21 protein-coding genes and 1 tRNA gene are annotated in these 16,734 nt (G+C 67.8%); 8 read left to right on the top strand and 14 right to left on the bottom strand.

What is annotated here, in order from left to right:
* Nucleotides 1–176 precede the first annotated feature (176 nt).
* From E1261_RS14465 to E1261_RS14430, 8 genes are all read right to left on the bottom strand, one after another.
* Nucleotides 177–249: transfer RNA gene (locus E1261_RS14465), tRNA-Ala, on the bottom strand.
* Between the two features lie 87 nt (nt 250–336).
* Nucleotides 337–1,155: a divisome protein SepX/GlpR gene (gene sepX, locus E1261_RS14460; protein ID WP_132406782.1), complete on the bottom strand. Its 819-nt coding sequence runs from the start codon at nt 1,153–1,155 to the stop codon at nt 337–339.
* Between the two features lie 97 nt (nt 1,156–1,252).
* Nucleotides 1,253–1,870 (bottom strand): GNAT family N-acetyltransferase, encoded by a 618-nt coding sequence (locus E1261_RS14455; protein ID WP_132406780.1) that lies wholly within the window; start codon nt 1,868–1,870, stop codon nt 1,253–1,255.
* Nucleotides 1,870–2,358 carry a MogA/MoaB family molybdenum cofactor biosynthesis protein gene (locus tag E1261_RS14450; protein ID WP_202874689.1) on the bottom strand — a complete coding sequence of 163 codons (489 nt, stop codon included), beginning with the start codon at nt 2,356–2,358 and terminating at the stop codon, nt 1,870–1,872. Before E1261_RS14450 ends, E1261_RS14455 begins: the two co-directional genes overlap by 1 nt.
* Nucleotides 2,355–2,834, bottom strand: a complete 480-nt coding sequence (moaC, locus tag E1261_RS14445) for a cyclic pyranopterin monophosphate synthase MoaC (protein WP_132406776.1) — start codon at nt 2,832–2,834, stop codon at nt 2,355–2,357. Before moaC ends, E1261_RS14450 begins: the two co-directional genes overlap by 4 nt.
* Nucleotides 2,831–4,057, bottom strand: a complete 1,227-nt coding sequence (gene glp, locus E1261_RS14440) for a molybdotransferase-like divisome protein Glp (RefSeq protein WP_132406774.1) — start codon at nt 4,055–4,057, stop codon at nt 2,831–2,833. The genes moaC and glp overlap by 4 nt, the downstream gene beginning before the upstream one ends.
* A 10-nt stretch (nt 4,058–4,067) precedes the next feature.
* Nucleotides 4,068–4,571: a GNAT family N-acetyltransferase gene (locus tag E1261_RS14435; protein ID WP_132406772.1), complete on the bottom strand. Its 504-nt coding sequence runs from the start codon at nt 4,569–4,571 to the stop codon at nt 4,068–4,070.
* The gene (locus tag E1261_RS14430; protein ID WP_132406770.1) at nt 4,568–5,959 is read right to left on the bottom strand and encodes a UTP--glucose-1-phosphate uridylyltransferase; all 1,392 of its coding nucleotides are present in this window, start codon (nt 5,957–5,959) and stop codon (nt 4,568–4,570) included. Before E1261_RS14430 ends, E1261_RS14435 begins: the two co-directional genes overlap by 4 nt.
* A 67-nt stretch (nt 5,960–6,026) precedes the next feature.
* Here E1261_RS14430 and E1261_RS14425 point away from each other — a divergent pair, with 67 nt between their 5' ends.
* Entirely contained in the window at nt 6,027–6,575 is a 549-nt protein-coding gene (locus E1261_RS14425) for a 5-formyltetrahydrofolate cyclo-ligase (RefSeq protein WP_132406768.1), read from the top strand.
* Between the two features lie 6 nt (nt 6,576–6,581).
* Here E1261_RS14425 and E1261_RS14420 read toward each other — a convergent pair whose 3' ends face one another.
* Entirely contained in the window at nt 6,582–9,128 is a 2,547-nt protein-coding gene (locus E1261_RS14420; RefSeq protein WP_202874688.1) for a penicillin acylase family protein, read from the bottom strand.
* 205 nt (nt 9,129–9,333) lie between these two features.
* On the opposite strand from E1261_RS14420, the gene E1261_RS14415 reads away from it, so the two are divergent.
* The 3 genes from E1261_RS14415 to mscL all read left to right on the top strand — a co-directional run bounded on the left by E1261_RS14415 (nt 9,334) and on the right by mscL (nt 10,817).
* Nucleotides 9,334–9,672 carry an FmdB family zinc ribbon protein gene (locus E1261_RS14415; protein ID WP_132406764.1) on the top strand — a complete coding sequence of 113 codons (339 nt, stop codon included), beginning with the start codon at nt 9,334–9,336 and terminating at the stop codon, nt 9,670–9,672.
* A gap of 55 nt (nt 9,673–9,727) precedes the next feature.
* On the top strand, nt 9,728–10,339 hold the full coding sequence (gene cpaB / locus E1261_RS45270) for a Flp pilus assembly protein CpaB (RefSeq protein WP_165952494.1): 612 nt from the start codon (nt 9,728–9,730) through the stop codon (nt 10,337–10,339).
* Between the two features lie 70 nt (nt 10,340–10,409).
* On the top strand, nt 10,410–10,817 hold the full coding sequence (gene mscL / locus E1261_RS14405) for a large conductance mechanosensitive channel protein MscL (protein ID WP_238176221.1): 408 nt from the start codon (nt 10,410–10,412) through the stop codon (nt 10,815–10,817).
* Between the two features lies 1 nt (nt 10,818).
* On the opposite strand, the gene E1261_RS14400 is transcribed toward mscL, so the two are convergent.
* The 4 genes from E1261_RS14400 to E1261_RS14390 all read right to left on the bottom strand — a co-directional run bounded on the left by E1261_RS14400 (nt 10,819) and on the right by E1261_RS14390 (nt 12,773).
* Nucleotides 10,819–11,211: a GNAT family N-acetyltransferase gene (locus tag E1261_RS14400; protein WP_132406760.1), complete on the bottom strand. Its 393-nt coding sequence runs from the start codon at nt 11,209–11,211 to the stop codon at nt 10,819–10,821.
* Between the two features lie 67 nt (nt 11,212–11,278).
* On the bottom strand, nt 11,279–11,890 hold the full coding sequence (locus E1261_RS14395; protein WP_202874687.1) for an alpha/beta fold hydrolase: 612 nt from the start codon (nt 11,888–11,890) through the stop codon (nt 11,279–11,281).
* Between the two features lie 41 nt (nt 11,891–11,931).
* A complete protein-coding gene (locus tag E1261_RS45265) occupies nt 11,932–12,072 on the bottom strand; it encodes a hypothetical protein (protein WP_165952493.1) in 141 nt (46 codons plus the stop codon).
* Nucleotides 12,069–12,773 (bottom strand): hypothetical protein, encoded by a 705-nt coding sequence (locus E1261_RS14390; protein WP_238176220.1) that lies wholly within the window; start codon nt 12,771–12,773, stop codon nt 12,069–12,071. The genes E1261_RS45265 and E1261_RS14390 overlap by 4 nt, the downstream gene beginning before the upstream one ends.
* Nucleotides 12,774–12,948: 175 nt before the next feature.
* Here E1261_RS14390 and E1261_RS14385 point away from each other — a divergent pair, with 175 nt between their 5' ends.
* The 4 genes from E1261_RS14385 (at nt 12,949) to E1261_RS14370 (ending at nt 16,288) form a co-directional block, all read left to right on the top strand.
* Nucleotides 12,949–13,557, top strand: a complete 609-nt coding sequence (locus E1261_RS14385) for a hypothetical protein (RefSeq protein ID WP_238176218.1) — start codon at nt 12,949–12,951, stop codon at nt 13,555–13,557.
* A 231-nt stretch (nt 13,558–13,788) separates the two neighbouring features.
* Nucleotides 13,789–14,283 carry a SigE family RNA polymerase sigma factor gene (locus tag E1261_RS14380; protein WP_132406756.1) on the top strand — a complete coding sequence of 165 codons (495 nt, stop codon included), beginning with the start codon at nt 13,789–13,791 and terminating at the stop codon, nt 14,281–14,283.
* On the top strand, nt 14,280–14,891 hold the full coding sequence (locus E1261_RS14375; protein WP_132406754.1) for an META domain-containing protein: 612 nt from the start codon (nt 14,280–14,282) through the stop codon (nt 14,889–14,891). Before E1261_RS14380 ends, E1261_RS14375 begins: the two co-directional genes overlap by 4 nt.
* Before the next feature lie 92 nt (nt 14,892–14,983).
* Nucleotides 14,984–16,288, top strand: coding sequence for a S1 family peptidase (locus E1261_RS14370; protein WP_238176217.1), 1,305 nt, complete (start codon nt 14,984–14,986; stop codon nt 16,286–16,288).
* Between the two features lie 4 nt (nt 16,289–16,292).
* Here E1261_RS14370 and E1261_RS14365 read toward each other — a convergent pair whose 3' ends face one another.
* On the bottom strand, nt 16,293–16,715 hold the full coding sequence (locus E1261_RS14365) for a winged helix-turn-helix transcriptional regulator (protein WP_132406752.1): 423 nt from the start codon (nt 16,713–16,715) through the stop codon (nt 16,293–16,295).
* Nucleotides 16,716–16,734: the final 19 nt, after the last annotated feature.

Below are 16,734 nucleotides of genomic sequence, written 5' to 3'. Positions count from 1 at the left end.
CCCCACCGGGAACCGTGAAAGCCCAGCCCAGCCCCGCACAGGCCGATGCGAAGCGAGGCCGAAGGGGGTGCGGGTGGCGAAGCCCCCGCCCGCGCCAAGCGAAGCGCAGGCGCACAAAACGACGAAGGCGAGGCGGCGAGCGCTGTAAGCGCCGCACACCTCGCCTATCGACTTCGTGGAGCTTAGGGGATTCGAACCCCTGACCTCTTCGTTGCGAACGAAGCGCGCTACCAACTGCGCCAAAGCCCCAATTCGGCCGCCGAAAGTCTCCCTTGGCGACCGCGAAACTCTAACACGCTCATGGTCGTCGATTAAAACCGGCCCTGTCCACCGAGTTCAGTCGCCGACGGCCCGCCGGACCTCGGGTTCTTCGACCGCCGGGGGCGGGGAATCGGCGACGAACGGGGTCTCGCTGGGGTCCGTCGTACGGGCGCTGGAGAAGACCTCGTCGTCGGTGAGGGAGATGGTGCGGACCGTGCGGTCCGGCGCCTTCTCCTTCATCACGTACATGGGCAGGGTGACAGGAACGGGGTCCCAGAGGCCTTCGGTGGACGCGGCGGGCTTCTCGACGACCGGGACGGGGTCAGCGGGGAGCTTGACCTCGATGGTGAGCTCGTCGTCGGGGGACGGGGCGGGTTTACCGGCGGGGCCACGGTCATGGTGGGCCTGCATCCTGGTACGGCGTTCTGCCGCGCGGCGGGCGCGGTCGCGGGCCTGGCGGCGGAGCTGGACCCGGGTGAGCACGACGAAGCCGACGATCAGGCCGGCCGGGATCGCGACGGTCCACCACAGCAGCATGCCGAGGCCGGCCAGTGCGGTCACCGACAACAGTGAAAGGGTCAGGATCGACAGGACCCGCCGGCGGCGCATAGCGGCCACCCGGCGGGCTCGGTTGGGGACGTACCGCTTCGGTGGCGACAGGTCGTCGGCAGCCTCAAGGGTGTCGGCAGCGTCGGTCGCTGCGGTGTCCGTCGAGCCCGGTGGACGGACGACGTACCGGGTGGTGGACGGGTCACGCGACAGGACGCGCGCGTCGGCCGTCGACGGCACCGCCGAGCGGCGCCTGGCCTCGTCGTTCCGCTTCAGCATCATCGGGACGAGGTAGGCAGCCCACGCGGCGACGATCGCCACATAGATCAGTCCTGTCGTCCCCATGCGACGACGCTAAGACCCAGCGCACGTCAGATGGGGTACGTGGCGCGGTGTGTCGCAAGAAGACTCGTGTGACTGATGTGAACAGTACGGAGCGTAGTCACTGCAATCGGGAGACGAGACCCGGCCCGACTTCTTCGACGTTGAGCGCGAAGATGCGGTGATCGCGCCAGTCGCCGTCGATGTGCAGGAACCGCGGCCGCTCCCCTTCGTAGCGGAAGCCGAGCTTGTCCACCACCCGCAGGCTGGCTTTGTTCTCGGGCCGGATCGCCACCTCGATGCGGTGCAGTCCGAGGGTGAACCAGCAGTGGTCGGCGGCCAGTGCCACGGCCGTCGGCACGATGCCGCGACCGGCGTACTGTTCGTCGACCCAGTAGCCGAGGTTGGCCCAGCGGGCCGAGCCGTAGGTGATTCCGGAGACGGTGAGCTGGCCGACCAGCGGCCACTTCGCCCGGGCACCTGCGCCGGCCGCACCGCCGTACGTGATGACGAAGGGCAGCATCCGGCCGTACCGCGCCTGCCGGTTCCAGTCGCGTGCCATGGCGCGGAACGTGCGTGCACCGTCTTCCGCACCGGGCGGCTGGGTCGCATCCCACGGCCGCAGCCAGCTGACGTTGCGCTGCCGGGCCGCTGCCCATTCAGCACCGTCACCGGCACGCAGCGGCCGCAGTGCGACCTGTCCGTGCTGCAGCTCGACAGGCCAGTGCACGATCGCCATTAGTCGGTGTCCGTCCGCACATGGTCGCCACCACGCACCTGCTCGACCGCATGCCGCAGCAGCGGCTCCAGTACGGCGAGGCCGTCCTTCACGCCGCCACGCGACCCCGGCAGGTTCACGATGACCGTCGTACCGGCGACTCCGGCGAGCCCACGCGACAGTGCAGCAGTCGGTATGCCGTTCGCGATGCCGTACGCGCGGATCGCCTCCGCAATACCCGGGACCACCTTGTCGAGGACTGCAGCCGTCTCTTCGGGCGTGCGGTCCGTCGGCGAGATCCCCGTGCCACCAGTCGTCAGTACGACGTCGTACGCCGCACTGACCGCAGCACGCAGCGCCTCACCCACAGGTGCACCATCTGGCACCACCTGCGGCCCGGACACCTCGAAACCCCACTCACTCAACCACTCGGCGATCAGCGGACCAGTGGTGTCGGTGTAGACGCCAGCAGCTGCCCGGTTGGAGATGCTGACGACGAGCGCCTTCACGAGCGCTCCCAGAGACCGGTCTTGCCACCCTCTTTGCGCTCGACCCGTACGTCGGACAGCACAGCAGCCGGGTCGAGTGCCTTCACCATGTCGATGACAGCGAGCCCCGCGACCGCCACCGCGGTCAGCGCCTCCATCTCGACACCGGTCCGATCAGTCGTCTTCACCGAAGCAGTGATCAGTACGGCGTCGTCCGCCACCTCGAGGTCGACCTTGGCGCCGGTGATCGCGATCGGATGGCACAGCGGGATCAGGTCGGGCGTCCGCTTCGCCCCCATGATCCCGGCGATCCGTGCGACCCCGAGCGCATCGCCCTTCGGGACACCGTCCCCGCGGAGCGCCGAGACCACCTCGGCCGAGACCAGAACCTTGCCGGAGGCAACGGCTCGCCGGGTGCCGACGTCCTTGCCGGACACGTCCACCATCCGTGCCGCCCCCGTCTCGTCGACGTGGGTCAGCCCCCGGTCCTGCGTCATCCGGTCTCCTCGTCCAGCAGCAAGAGCTCCACCTGGTCACCGGCCCGGACCGACGTCACGTCCTCCGGTACGACGATCAGGGCGTTCGCCCGGCTCAGCCCGCCGAGCAGGTGGGAGCCGTGCCCGCCGACTGTACTGGCCATCCAGCCCTCGTCACCGGACCTGGCCGCTGCACGGACGAACTGTCGCTTCCCGGACGGTGAGTTGAACCCGTCCAGGGACACCCCGCGCGCCAGACTCCGCTGGTACGGCATCTGGCCCATCAGCTTGCGCAGAGCCGGCCGTACGAACACCTCGAAGGAGACGTACGCCGACACCGGGTTCCCGGGCAGCGTGAAGATCGGCACCTCGTCAGCACCGAGCACTCCGAAGCCCTGCGGTTTCCCGGGCTGCATAGCGACCTCTGGGAAGTCCACACTGCCCGTCTTGGACAGCACCTCTTTCACCACGTCGTATGCGCCCTTGCTGACACCACCGGTCGTGATGACCAGGTCCGCACGGGACAGCTGGTCGTTCAGCGTGTCCATGATCTTCTTCGCATCGTCGTCGACGACCCCGACCCGGTACACCTCAGCACCGGCGGCCCGAGCACATGCCGCCATGGTGTAGCTGTTCGAGTCATAGATCTGCCCCTCGCCCAGAGCAGTGCCCAGCTCGCGCAGCTCTGATCCGGTGGACACCACGACCACCCGCGGTCGCGGCCGCGCCTTGACCCGCGCCCGACCGACAGCAGCCAGTACGGCGATCTGCCGCGGCCCGAGCAACGTGTCCCGCTCAAGCACCTGCTGCCCCGCCTGTACGTCCTCGCCGAACCGCCGTACCGATCCACCGAGAGGTGGCTGCTGGTCAATCCGCACGTTGACGGTGCCACCGTCGGTCCACTCCACCGGTACGACGCTGTCCGCGCCCCGTGGCATCGGTGCGCCGGTCATGATCCGCATGCACGTGCCCGGCGTCACTATGGTTCGCACACTCTGCCCAGCACGCTGCTCACCGATCACCGGCAACGTAATTGCCGCCTCGGCGCTCGCACCGGCCAGATCCTCGGCGCGGACGGCGTAACCGTCCATGGCCGAGTTGTCGAACCCGGGCAGGCTCACTCCCGAGACGATGTCCTCGGCGAGTACCAGGCCGAGCGCCTCCATCAGCGGCTGGTCGAACGCCGGCAGTGCGGTCACCCGCCCGAGCACGGCCTCCAGATGCTCCTCAACGCTGCGCTTCACCTGCCGAACCCTAGTCGGTGGTGCGCTCCGGGTGCTTACCCCACACCATCCGGACGTCCGGTGCGCGCTCTTCGTTGGCTGCACCGTCAGTACGGCGTACTTCGGTGAAGCCGTGTGAGCGGTAGAACGCCTGGGCGTTCAGATTGGTCTGGAAGGTCCACAGTGCGAGTCCGCCGGGACGCAGGTCTTTGGCCAGGTCGACCAGGGTCGATCCGATGCCCCGACCGGCCAGCTCAGGATCGACGTACAGCTGGTCGAGGTCGTCACCGTCCAGCGTCAGTACGGCGACGATCCGGCCGTCGTCGAGTCCCACCCAGGTCTGCGCATCCGGCAGCAGCACCTCGGCGAACCAGGTCGCCACCTGCTCGGGAGTGTGGATCGCCGGCGGCAACTGTGCGCCGGGTGCGTGCCGTGAGCGCCACCAGACCTGCGCTGCCTCGTCGGTGTCGTACGGCTCCAGCGGCCGGATCAGGAGGTCGTCGACCGGGGCGGTGGGGCGGGGAAGGTATTTCATGAGCCTTCGAGGACCGTCCCGTCCGGGATCAGCCGCCGCTCACCCGCAGCCGCCTCGATCTCGACCTCACCGATCACCGTGACGTCCTTGCCGAACACCACGTCGCCACGGACCTCGAGCCGGTCGGCCCGGACCAGCGACGGCGCACCGGCCGCGAAGTGCGCGTCGAAGTCGGCCAGGATCTTGAAGTGCTCCGGGTCCAGGTCGACGTACGGCTCGTCGCCCTCGTGCGTGGTGGTGAGGTCGCCCGCGTCGTCCAGCTCGTAGACGTCCGAACGCAGGACGAGCAGGTCGTTCGTGGTCTTGACCGGCTTGAACCGGCTGCGGTCCACGATCACCGCCTGGGATCCCTCGAAGGTCTCGATCGCGGTCCCCATCCCGGTCTCCAGCTGGATCACCTTCGGCGAGGTGGGGTCAGCCGGGTCGACGGTCTTGCGGTTCACCATGATCGGCAGGCCGAGGATGCCGTCGTGACCGGCCATCAGGTCGGCCAGCCGGTCCAGGTCGATCCACAGGTTGTTGGTGTTGAAGGTGCGGTGCCGGGTGACGTCCTGGAAGTACTTGGTGTCCTCCTCGGCGACCTGCGCGCTGTCCCGCAGGATCAGCCGGCCGTCCGACTTACGCACCGCCACGTGCCCGCCCTTGCGGTCGGACCGGGTCCGCCGGCAGACCTCCATCCCGAACGGCACGTCGTGCTCGGCCATCCAGGCGGCGATCCGCGGGTCCGGGGTCGCACCGAGGTTGTCGGCGTTCGAAATGAACGCATGCCGGAAGCCCTGCTCACGGAGCGCGTCCAGCGTGCCGGACGCGACCAGAGCGGTGAACAGGTCGCCATGACCCGGCGGACACCACGCCAACTCCGGATCCGGCTCCCACTCGGCCGGAGTGAGGTCCTCGACGAGCAGTTTGGGTTCCATGTTCTGCAGGAAGTCCAGCGGCAGACCGTCCACCGCGAGACCGTCGTACTCGCTCAGGATCTGCAGGGACTCCTCCTTGGTGCGGAAGGAGTTCATCAGCACCAGCGGCAGCGGTACGTCGTACTTGCGCCGCGTGCTCAGGATCTGCCGGGCGATGATGTCGAGGAAGCTCAGCCCGTCCTTGACCGGCAGCGCGGACTTCGGTCCGGTGACACCCATCGACGTACCGAGGCCGCCGTTGAGTTTGATCACCACGGTCTCGGCCAGCGCCGACCGCATCGCCTCAGGGTCCGTGTCCAGGTGGTCCAGGTGAGGCAGATCACCCACCGGCTCGATGTCGTCCTCGCGGATCGTCCCCTGCTGCCCGGACTCCAGGAGCCGGTAGTAGTGGGTGAACACCCGGATCGCAACGTCAGCGGCACCGGCCGCCCGCATCTTCTCCTGAGCCTGCTGTAACCCGACCTCACTCATGCGACAACCCTAGGGGACACGGGGTAATCGCAGTGTTAACCGCGTCACGCCCGCCTACGATCAGACCGTGTTCGCGTCGAAGGCCGTAGCGCGGCAGCACTTCCTCACCGCCCGCAACGCGAGGCCTGCCGAGGACCTGCTGCCTGGCGCCCGCTCCCTACCGCTCCTGCAGAGCGCGCAGCGGATCGCCCTGTACGTCTCGATGGGCGCCGAACCGCAGACCGGCGCACTGATCGACTGGCTGCTGGCCAGCGGCCGTGAGGTGCTGCTGCCGATCCTGTACGCCGACAACGACCTCGGCTGGGGTGTTGCGCCCGGAGCGGCGGATCTGGTCCCGGGGCGCCTCGGTTTGTCCGAGCCGAGGGCCGATCTGGGCCCGCTGGCCATCAGTACTGCCCAGCTCGTCCTCTGTCCAGCCGTAGCGGTCGCGCGAGACGGCGTACGACTAGGCCGTGGTGGTGGCTCGTACGACCGAGCTCTCACCCGCGTCACACCCGGTACGCCGATCTGGGCAGCCGTCTACGACTCCGAGGTCGTCGACGCGCTGCCGTCCGATCCGCACGACCACCTGGTCCACGCGGCACTCACACCGCGCGGACTGGTGCCTGTTGGCTAGGACGCCCTAGCGCTCGGGCTTGCCGGTGAACGTGAGGGTGTGCTCGCGCTTGGCCTCGACAGCGCCCCGAGTAAACGCCCAGGGCAGCGTCTCGCCCTTGGCCCACAGCTCGGTCTGGTCGGTGTAGTTCTTCGAGAACGCGTGGCCCGACGTACCGGTCAGGTTGATCCAGCGGGACTTGTCGAAGTCGGACAGGTCGACGACCATCCGCATCGACGGCACCGAGGTCACGCCGTACCCGACCGCTGCGTCCCAGGAGGTCGCGTTCACGATCGACGTACCGCCACCGAGCTCGTACGGGCCGCGGTTGAACAGCTTCTCGACCACGCCGATCCCCGACGTACCCAGCGTCTGGTTCTCCAGCGTGAGCTTGTGCAGCTGGCCCCACCGCCAGTTCGACGGCTCGCGAGCCATCTTCTTGGTGATCTCCGCACGCGCGTCGACCAGCGCCTGCCGCAGGATGTCGTCGCGACTCTCGACCTGCGGCGTCCGCAGGTCGTCCCACCAGCTGTTGCTCGGCTGGCCGAGCAGGGTGTGCACGACCTCGACCCACCGGGAGCCGCCGTCCGGCCAGGCCGCCTTCGGCAGCTGGTCGTGGAAGGTCAGCGTGAGCAGGTTGCGCCACACGACGTTGAAATACGCCGCCGGTGCGGAGTCGGCCGGCTGGGTGAAGTCCCAGCCCTTGAGCGTCTCCTGCCCCTGCCGGTCGAAGGCGTCGTTGATCCCGATCTTGAGCAGCGACGGCACCAGCATCTCGGCGGCGCGGTTCTTGGTGTCCAGCTGGATCGACGCCATCTTGGCCGCGTCCAGCGTGCCGGCCGTCTTGATCCGGTCCAGGATCTGCTGCGACCGGTAGCCGTAGTCCCAGCTGTCACTCAGGAAGTACGGGTACGACTTCGGCACCACTGCCTGGTTCGCGGTGACGATGATCCCGTCGGCCGGGTCGAACTCGGTGGGCATCGCGTCGAACGGGATGTAGCTGGTCCAGTCGTTGCGCGGGTCCCAGCCGGCCACCGGCCACTTCCCGCTGGCGATCTTGCGGATCGGGACCATCCCGGGAGCCTGGTAGCCGATGTGTCCCTCGGTGTCGGCGTAGATCAGGTTCTGCGAGGGGACCTCGAACTGCCTGGCCGCTTCGCGGAACTGGGTCCAGTTCTGCGCGCGGTTGATCGCGAAGAGCGCGTCGGCGGTCTTGCCCGGCCGGAGCGCGGTCCACTGCAGGGCGACGCCGTACGCCTTGTCTGCCTTGTCACGCCGCGCGGCCAGCTCACCGGTCTCGCGTTCTTCGGCGCCGACGTCAGAGATGATCGGGCCGTGCCGGGACTCCCGCACGGTGATCTTCACCGGCTCGTCCTGGCCGGCGACCTGGAAGGTCTCCTCACGCTTGGTCAGCGGCTTCCAGCGGTTGTTGTAGAGGACGTTGTCCCCCTCGATCCGCTCCAGGTACAGGTCCTGGACATCGGGATCGAGGTTGGTGAAGCCCCAGGAGATCGCATTGTTGTGGCCGATCACCACGCCGGGCAGTCCGGCGAAGCTGAAGCCGGAGACGTCGTACGGACAGGTGCGGCTCTGCTTGGTGCAGTGCAGGCCGACCTGCGACCAGATGCCCGGCATGGTGGCACCGAGGTGCGGGTCGTTGGCCAGCAGCGGCTTCCCGCTGTCGGTGTGGTCACCGGACACGACCCATGAGTTCGACCCGATGCCGTCGCCCTGGCCAAGTAGCTGTGGCAGGCCCTTGGCGACCTTCTCCACCGAGTCGAGCGACTTCAGCAGGTCGGTGGTCAGCATGCCGCGCCGAAGCTCGGTGGTGGGCGGCGGAGTCGCGCTGAACTTGCCGTCCGCGCCGACCGAAGCGGTCGGGATGATCGGCTCGTTCCGGTCGAACGGGTACGCCGGGTAGAGGGAGTCGACGCTCTTCGAGGGGATGGTGGCGAGCAGCTTCGTGCGGTTGAGCTCCTCACCCATGTTGCCGCCGAGGTCCCAGGCCATCGCCTTCAGCCAGGCCAGCGAGTCGGCCGCGGTCCACGGCTCCGGACGGTAGTCCCGACGGCCGTTGGGATCCAGACCGAGTACGGCGTACTCCAGGCTGAGGCCGGAGCCGCTGTGCTTGTCCAGGTAGGCGTTCACACCACGGGCGTAGTCGTCCAGGTACTGCCGGGTGGACGGGCTGACCAGGCCGAGCTCCTTCTCCGCGACCCGCCGCCAGCCCAGCGTGCGGACGAACTTGTCGGTCTCCACCGCGTCCGGGCCGAACAGCTCACTCAGCCGGCCCGCGGTGACGTGCCGGCGGAAGTCCATCTCGAAGAACCGGTCCTGCGCGTGCACATAGCCCTGCGCGGCGAACAGGTCGGCCGGGTTCGAGGCATAGATCTGCGGGATCCCGTTGCTGTCCCGGACCACCTCGACATCGGCGTCCAGACCCGCCAGCTCGACCGTCCCGTCGTACGTCGGGAAGGAGTGGCGGACGACGAAAACAGCAGTACCGGCGATCACCACGAGAACCGTGGCGAGGGCGATACCGCAGATGATGACGGCTCGAAGCAGGCGACGCACGGACCCAACCGTAGAGAATGCGGCCCCTGGCCCCAAATGGGGTCCCGGTGAACTTTGCGTTGCTCTGCGTTCTGAGGGGTCGTCGCACTGCGTCCGGGGAGCGCTGCGGGGCGCAGTTGAGACGGGAGTTTGGAATACTTCGGGGCGCTGACGCATTATTAGCAGTCGAGTAGTAGGAGTGCCAGCGGCCTGAAGGGAACCAACCGTGCCCACGTACCAGTACCAGTGCACCGACTGTGGTGAGGCGCTCGAGGTGCGGCAGAGCTTCACCGACGACGCGCTGACCGTCTGCCCCGCGTGCCAGGGCACGCTGCGTAAGGTCTTCAACGCGGTGGGTGTTGTCTTCAAGGGGTCCGGTTTCTACCGCACCGACAGCCGCTCGTCCGGTAAGAGCGCGGTCCCGGCCAAGTCGGAGTCGTCCTCGACGTCGTCTTCGTCCTCGTCCTCGTCCTCGTCGGACTCCAAGCCCGCAGCGAAGTCCTCGGACTCCTCGTCGTCGTCGCCGAGCAAGGGCAGCTCGTCCAGTTCCTCCAGCGCCGCCTGATTTTGGCCTGTGGATAACTGAAGGGAGTGCCGGAGAAACTCGTACTTTCTCTGGCATGAAAAGCCTTACGTTCCTTCGCGATCTGTCCCGAGCTGCCCGTTGGCACCGCCGTCTCCTGGCCGGTGTCGCCGCGGCGGCCGCCGTCTACTTCGGCCTCACTTCTCTCACCCCCGCCGCTCCTCCAACAGTCGCCGTCCTGGCCGCGGCGCGCGACCTACCCGGCGGAGCTGTGCCCGCTCCGGATCACCTGCGCTCGCTCGAACTCCCGGCCGATGCCGTGCCCACGGGAGCGTTGAGACCCGGCGCAGATCTTGCCGCTCGCGTATTGACCGGGCCGGTCAGAGCCGGCGAACCACTCACCGACGCCCGCTTCCTCGGCCCAGGTCTCGTCCCGTCCGGGTCGGTTGCGTACCCGTTCCGCATCGACGACGCCGAGGTCGGTGCGCTGCTCCGGGTCGGCGATCGCCTCGACCTTTACGCCGGCACCAGTACGGCGACCGCGTCCGCCGGTCTCGTGGCTCACGCCGTCCGCGTGATCGCCCTGCCGACCTCACGATCGACCGGTGCCCTGATCGTGACAGCCGTCTCCCCCGCTGTTGCCGCCAGGCTGGCCCAGGCCACGACGAATTCCAGAATCAGCGTCGCACTGACACCCGATACGAGCTGATCACTGCGGCGCGTGCCCTCGCGTGACCTGCGGTGCAGTCCTACGTTGACCGGAGTACAACATCCGCTTCGTGGAGGCACTCCAAATGCTCAAGGGCTTCAAAGAATTCATCATGCGCGGCAACGTCGTCGACCTCGCCGTTGCGTTCGTCATCGGTGCGGCGTTCGTCAAGATCGTCGAGTCGATCGTCGCCGGCCTAATCACACCGTTGATCGCCGCCATCTTCGGCAAGCCGGACATCAGCGACGTCTGGACGTTCCAGATCAACAATGCGGACTTCAGGATCGGGCTCATCCTGCAGGCGATCTTCAACTTCCTGACCGTCGCGGCGGCGGTTTACTTCGTCATCGTGATGCCGCTGAACAAGCTGGCCGAGCGTCGCAAGCGTGGCCAGGAGCCGGCACCGGACGACGAGCCGCTGACCACCGACCAGCAGCTGCTGACCGAGATCCGCGACTCCCTGCGCCAGCGCTCCTGACTCAGTTGCTCCCGCCGTACCGCATCCAGCGGTACGCGATCGGTTGGCCGACGTTCCACTCATCCATCGAGGCCTGCGGAACGTCGGCGAAACCACACCGCAGGTAGGTCCGGATCGCGGCCGCGTTCTCCGGACGGACCCGCAAGAAGATCTCCGACCTCCCAGCATCCCGAGCCGGGCCGAGCAGCGCCTGGATCAGCGCCGATCCGATCCCACGACCGCGGACCGCCGGATCAACGATGATCCGGGCCAACTCGACCTCGTCCTCATCGTCATCCACCCACACCTCGCCGTACCCCACCGGCCGGTCGCCGTCGAACAACAGATACGACTGAACATCCGACGCAGCCCGGCGCCAGCTACCGGTCAGCTCGCTGGGAAACGGAAACTCCATCCGCCCCGCCAACAACCCAACCTCAACCGCATCCACAGCCCAACTCGCAACCAAAACGTCGTACTGCTCAGAAACCCCCCGCAGCTCCACGCCTGACCTCTCCACTCACAAACTCCACGATTGTCGCCACTACCTGCGCCAGGTACGGCGGGAAGTCGGGCCGCGGCGGTTCAGGACAGCCCGGCAGCTCGCGACATCCCCGCACCAACTGCAGCAGCCCGTCGACGGTCCTGCGCTGATGCATCGGATTCTCAGGCACCGAGGGAAGGACGGCTACTGGGATCCTCGCCAACCCACGGAGCTCATCATCGCTTGTGCCGCGCAAAGTTCCACCGGCCAGCAGGTCATCCGCATCTTTGGGCACGCAACCAAGACCGTGCAGACCGGCCCGCGTGCGCTTGTCGACCTCGAAGTCTCCGCAAGTCGCCGGCCACGCAAGAAGAAGTCGCGCGACAACGTCGGGGTAGACCAGCGCCATCCGGGCAGCAACTGTGCATCCATTGGATGCGCCGACGACGGTGAGCGGTTCGGCGTGGTTCGCCAGGAGCTCGCCGAGGGCTTCGAACTCGATGTCCCAGCCAGTCGGATACTTCGGACGGTCCGGGGCCAGCACGGTCAGACCGGCAGACGTGAGTCCGGCGGTGATACCCGTCGTACCCCAGAATCTCTCGGCGTCCATGGGATCCCACAGACCTCCATGGACGAGGAGAACCGTTGGGCTCATCCGTGGTGTGGGGGGACCTCGCGGAGGATGCGTTCGTCGTCGTCGGTGGTGGGGTCGTTCTCGCCCCAGCCCCGCGGGTCGTCGTCGCGGGTCTGATCGGGCAGCACCGGATCGTCGTCCTCGTACGGGCTTGTCATGGTTCCAGGTTACCGAGTCCGCGGGGCTCGCCTGTGCCGAGTTCGCGCGGCTGCTCGGCGACCACCTCGCCTTGGACGGCGTATGGGTCGATCTGGGGAGCGGTGGCGGCTTGGAGTAGCGGCTGGATGCCCGGTTCGCCGTGCCAGCGGTCGCTGCCGAGCACGCACCATGCGGTCAGGATGGACAGGGTCGGCACAGCCAGACCGCCGAGCTGGAGCGGTTCGGCGTTCTGGAATCCGAAGGTGATCTGCCAGTTGACCGGATCGGGATAGAACTCCTGCACCGAGTTGTAGTAGAAGCTCAACCAGCCGCGGCCCGGCAGTTGGCAGAGGATCCGGTAGTTCGTCGCGACGGTGGGAACCTCTTGCAGGTCTCGCCACATCAGCTCGGTGTTGCGCTTTGCTGCCGCCTTGCGGCTCGCATTGACGGCAGCGTTGGCAGCCAATGCTCCGACGACGAGTGCCGGGTGACCGATGATGAAGCCACCGCTCTGCGTGTAGCGCCCACTCCCCCGGTACAGGCGGGCATAGTGCGCGGGTGTGTTGACGTACGCGACCTCACCCGGTTCGAGGACGAGACCGTAGATGGTCAACGGCTGCGGGTGGTTCCCGGACAGCAGCCAGCGCGCCCAGTCGATGCCGAGCTGCCACTCGTCGCGTTCGCGCTGCGCCGTACCGGCTCTGTCGTCGTTGCGGCCCACGGGACAGCATCGTAGTCGGCAAACGGCGTACAGCGCGTGCGCGTTACAGGTCGGGTTCGGTTGCCGCACGATCGAGTCGTGTGACCTGAACGACGCGCCGCCGTGATGGTTTGGCACCCGTCATGAGACTCCTGTCGACCATCATGAGGACCTTGCCAACCGGAAGGACCCAGTCGTGAGCGCACTACGGACACGGGGCCTGATCGGTGCGACGTTTGTCGTGGCTGTTCTCGGGCTGACCGCCGCCTGCGGTTCCGAGAACGCCTCGCCCCCGCCCGCCGCCCAGCCCACCGGTACACCGACCAGCAGCACGCCGACCCCAAGCACGCCCAGCACTCCCAGCGGTACCCCGAGCATGGACTGCCCCGACACCATCGCGGCGGTCAAGACCGCCACCGACAAGGTGGCCTGGGGGACCGGGACGGCCAAGTCCCTGTTCCAGCCGGTCTCCGTGACGATCTGCCAGTACGACGAGGCCGCGGCCGGCCAGACCTACGCCAACGTGACCACCAAGCGCACCGCAGCGCAGGCGACCCAGCTGTTCGGGCTGGTCAACGCGGCGCCGCCGGTCGCGAAGAAGCCGGGTTTCTGCACCAAGGAGCTCGGACCGACCTGGGTCCTGCGGTTCACCGACAACGACCGCGGCGTGCTCTCCGTCACCGTGGAATCCTTCGGCTGCCGCCGCCTGGTCGCGACCTCGCTGGAAGGCCAGGGCAAGCCCGGCGCACTGCCGGCGCCGCGCCAGGCGACCCCCGAGCTGATCAAGTCGCTCGGCCTGCGCTGACCCTGCGCCGGACGCGCCCCCCGAAGCCGTCCGGACCGGGTCACACCCGCGGTCCAGACCGGTTCACCCCGGTCTGGACCGCCCGGTGACACTCAGCAACTGAAGGCAGCCTCAAGCCGGCACGGTGAGATCAGACTGTGCGGCAACCAATGCAGCACCTGTGCAGCACTCTGAGCATCTCGATGCATCTAATAGATGTGAGGTGTTGTACGCCCAGCCGGGGAGTGGCGAGTGGAGTTCGAGGAGTACGTGTCCGCGCGCGGACAGGAACTGGTGCGGCTCGGTTTCACCGTCTCCGGCGACTACCAGCGAGCCGAGGACCTGGCCCAGATCGCGCTGATGCAGGCGTTCCGGTCCTGGCGCAAGGTGCGCAAGGCCGACGACCCGCATCACTATGTACGGCGGATCCTGGTCAACGAGTATCTGTCGATGACGCGCCGGCGCTCGTTCACCGAGGCGCCGACGGCCGACGTCGACCCGCACAGCACGGTGCCCGATCCCGCCACCGGCATCGTGGATTCCGACGACCTCTGGCATGCCCTGCAGGAGTTGTCGGCCCGGGAGAGGGTCGTTCTGGTGCTGCGCTACTACCAGGACCTGGACGACCGCACGATCGCCGAGTTGCTCGGCATCAAACCGTCCTCCGTCCGGGCGACGGCCAGCCGCGGGCTGGCGACGCTCCGGAAGACCAGACAGACCAACCGTGTTGATGAGAGGTTGTCGTGAGTAACACCGATCTCGAGGATGAGCTGCGCGGGACACTGGACCGCGCCGCGGCCTCCGTGCCGCAGGCGACCGGTCTGTCCGACCGCGCCGCGACCGGCGTCCGTGAAGCCCGCCGCCGTAGCTGGATGATCTCGGGTGCGGCAGCGGTCGCAGTGGCCGCGGTCGCCGTCACCGGCTTTGCTCTCACCGGCGGCAACACCCCGGAGCAGCCACCGGTTGCCGCCGGCGGAGCCCCCCAGAGCACAGCCCCGACGACGACTGCGGTCCAGCCGCTCTCGGCCAAATCCGTCGCCGGCACGTGGCGCGCAACCCAGATCACCGGCACGAAGGCACTGAAGTCGGCCCGGCCGGACGACCCTGTCCTGGTTTTCAAGGCGGACGGCACCTGGTCCGGTTCGGACGGGTGCAACGGGTTGCAGGGCACGTTCACCATCGGTCAGCGCGGTGAATTCGCCGCGACGAGCGGCCCGCAGCACATGATCGGCTGCGAGAACGTTCCGCACACCGGTGTGCTGCAGTCCGCCAAGCGGATCGCGGTCACCGAGGACACGCTCACGTTCGCCGCCGCGGACGGACACGAGCTTGCGAGATACGCTCGCGCACGGTAGTCAAATTTGCTTGCGGACGGTGATCACCTATTGACTGAGCGGAGTCTCTGCGCGGACGATTGACCGAGGTCGTCCACCGATGAAGGAGCCCTGTGCGACTCTCAGCCACCGTCCCTTTGCTGGCCCTTGGCTCAGTCTCACTCCTCGCAGTCGGTCTCGCCCCCACTGCGGCGGGGCGGCCACAGGCTGCTGCCGCGACCACCGCAGCAGCCTGTTCCCACGGCGGCCCGAGTGTGAGCGCCGCCGCGGCGAAGCGGCTGTCGCAACCGACGTCGACCAAGGATCCGCGCCCACTCGGCGAGACCATGGGCGAAGGCATCGGCATCGCCGTCCGCTCACTGGAGCCCCTCGACGCGACCGGCCGCCCGAAGTCCGGCCTGCCGTACGGGCTGGGCCAGGGTGTGATCGGCGTGATCGGTACGGCGACGACCGGCTACAAGGTCGTCGTCGACACCAAAGTCCTGAACGAGAAGAAATACCGCGCCGCCCTCGCCAAGAACATGCCGGCCGCCGGCAAACAGATGGTCGGCTTCGAGCCCAGTTGCCGTTCGGCCAAGTCCATCGCCGACGCGTGGACTACGGTCGGCGCCCGCGCCTGGTCCGACGACGCGAAGCGCACCACCTTCGGTGCCGACCTCGACCCGGTCACCGAGAACATCCAGGTCGAGTACGACGAAGCCAGCACCTCCGCCGAGTCCATCGCGGGCCTGCGCGGACTGACCGGCGTACAGGCGATTGCAGGTGGTCTCGAGCGGACCTCCCGACTGAGTGACACCCCGAAGGGCGGCCACTGGGGTGGCGCCCGCATCTCGTCCAGCGCGAAGAACTGCTCGGCCGGCTTCTCCGTCGTCCGCCGTTCCGACGGCAAGCGCGGCTCCGTGACAGCAGGCCACTGCGGCGGCGTCGGCACCACCTGGAAGTCCGGCTCGCACTTCTACGGCACCACCTCGGTCCGCACCAACTACCCCGACTACGACCAGTCGCTCCTCACCGGCAGCAGCTACGGCGCGCGGATCTGGACCGACGGCCCCGGCGACTCCGCCTCCAAGCGCACCGTCACCGGCGGCGCCGACCCAGGCGTAGGCACCGTCGTCTGCCAGTCCGGCAGCTTCAGTACGTCGCTCTGCGGCCTCACCGTCCGCTCCACCTCAGCCAAGTACTGCGACGTCGACGGCTGCACCACCTACGTCATCCGTGCCACCCGCGGCGGCCAGATCGCCATCATCGGCGGCGACTCCGGCGGCCCCGTCTACAGCCGCCCCAGCTCCACCACCGCCACCATCCGCGGCATCACCTTCGCCGGCGCCGGCTGCGCCTCCTCCCGCTGCACCACCCTCTACGCCGAGCGCTACGCTTCCATCTCCGGCCACCTGGGAGTCCGCGCCCTCACCGGCTGACCGCTTAGCGGATGTCGTTGTCGGGGTGATCCGTGTCGTAGCTGTGGCGGGCCTCGGCGATAGTTGCCCGGTTGTCGAGAGACCAATCGGCCAGTGCCTTGACGAGATGGGTCAAGCTCGTGCCTGTCTCGGTCAGCCGGTAGTCGACCTGCGCCGGAACCGTCGGATAGACGGTGCGCACCACCAGTCCGTCCCGCTCCAGCCTGCGCACCGTCAGCGTCAACATCCGCTGGGATATCCCGTCGATGGCCCGTTGCAGCTCCCGGAACCGCCGTACACCGTTCGCCAGTTCGACGATGACCAGGACAGACCACTTGTCTCCGACCCGGTCCAGAACCTCGCGGATCCCGCAATCAGGGTGACCAACCTTCCCGCAGGGATCGAGCTCGGCAGCGTCGGCGGTTACCTCGGTGTGCCTCACTGACACGAAACTGCCTCCTTGTGGG

Origin of the sequence: Kribbella albertanoniae (genome assembly GCF_004348455.1) — a bacterium.
Classification (GTDB): domain Bacteria; phylum Actinomycetota; class Actinomycetes; order Propionibacteriales; family Kribbellaceae; genus Kribbella; species Kribbella albertanoniae.
The sequence above is the reverse complement of the archived record's forward strand: the minus strand, read 5'-3'. Positions and strand labels throughout refer to the sequence as shown.

Coding starts and splice junctions, on each gene's coding strand:
- sepX (WP_132406782.1), bottom strand. CDS start 1,155: ATGGGGACGACAGGACTGATCTATGTGGCGATCGTCGCCGCGTGGGCT.
- E1261_RS14455 (WP_132406780.1), bottom strand. CDS start 1,870: ATGGCGATCGTGCACTGGCCTGTCGAGCTGCAGCACGGACAGGTCGCA.
- moaC (WP_132406776.1), bottom strand. CDS start 2,834: ATGACGCAGGACCGGGGGCTGACCCACGTCGACGAGACGGGGGCGGCA.
- E1261_RS14435 (WP_132406772.1), bottom strand. CDS start 4,571: ATGAAATACCTTCCCCGCCCCACCGCCCCGGTCGACGACCTCCTGATC.
- E1261_RS14430 (WP_132406770.1), bottom strand. CDS start 5,959: ATGAGTGAGGTCGGGTTACAGCAGGCTCAGGAGAAGATGCGGGCGGCC.
- cpaB (WP_165952494.1), top strand. CDS start 9,728: ATGAAAAGCCTTACGTTCCTTCGCGATCTGTCCCGAGCTGCCCGTTGG.
- E1261_RS14400 (WP_132406760.1), bottom strand. CDS start 11,211: ATGGAGTTTCCGTTTCCCAGCGAGCTGACCGGTAGCTGGCGCCGGGCT.
- E1261_RS14395 (WP_202874687.1), bottom strand. CDS start 11,890: ATGGACGCCGAGAGATTCTGGGGTACGACGGGTATCACCGCCGGACTC.
- E1261_RS45265 (WP_165952493.1), bottom strand. CDS start 12,072: ATGACAAGCCCGTACGAGGACGACGATCCGGTGCTGCCCGATCAGACC.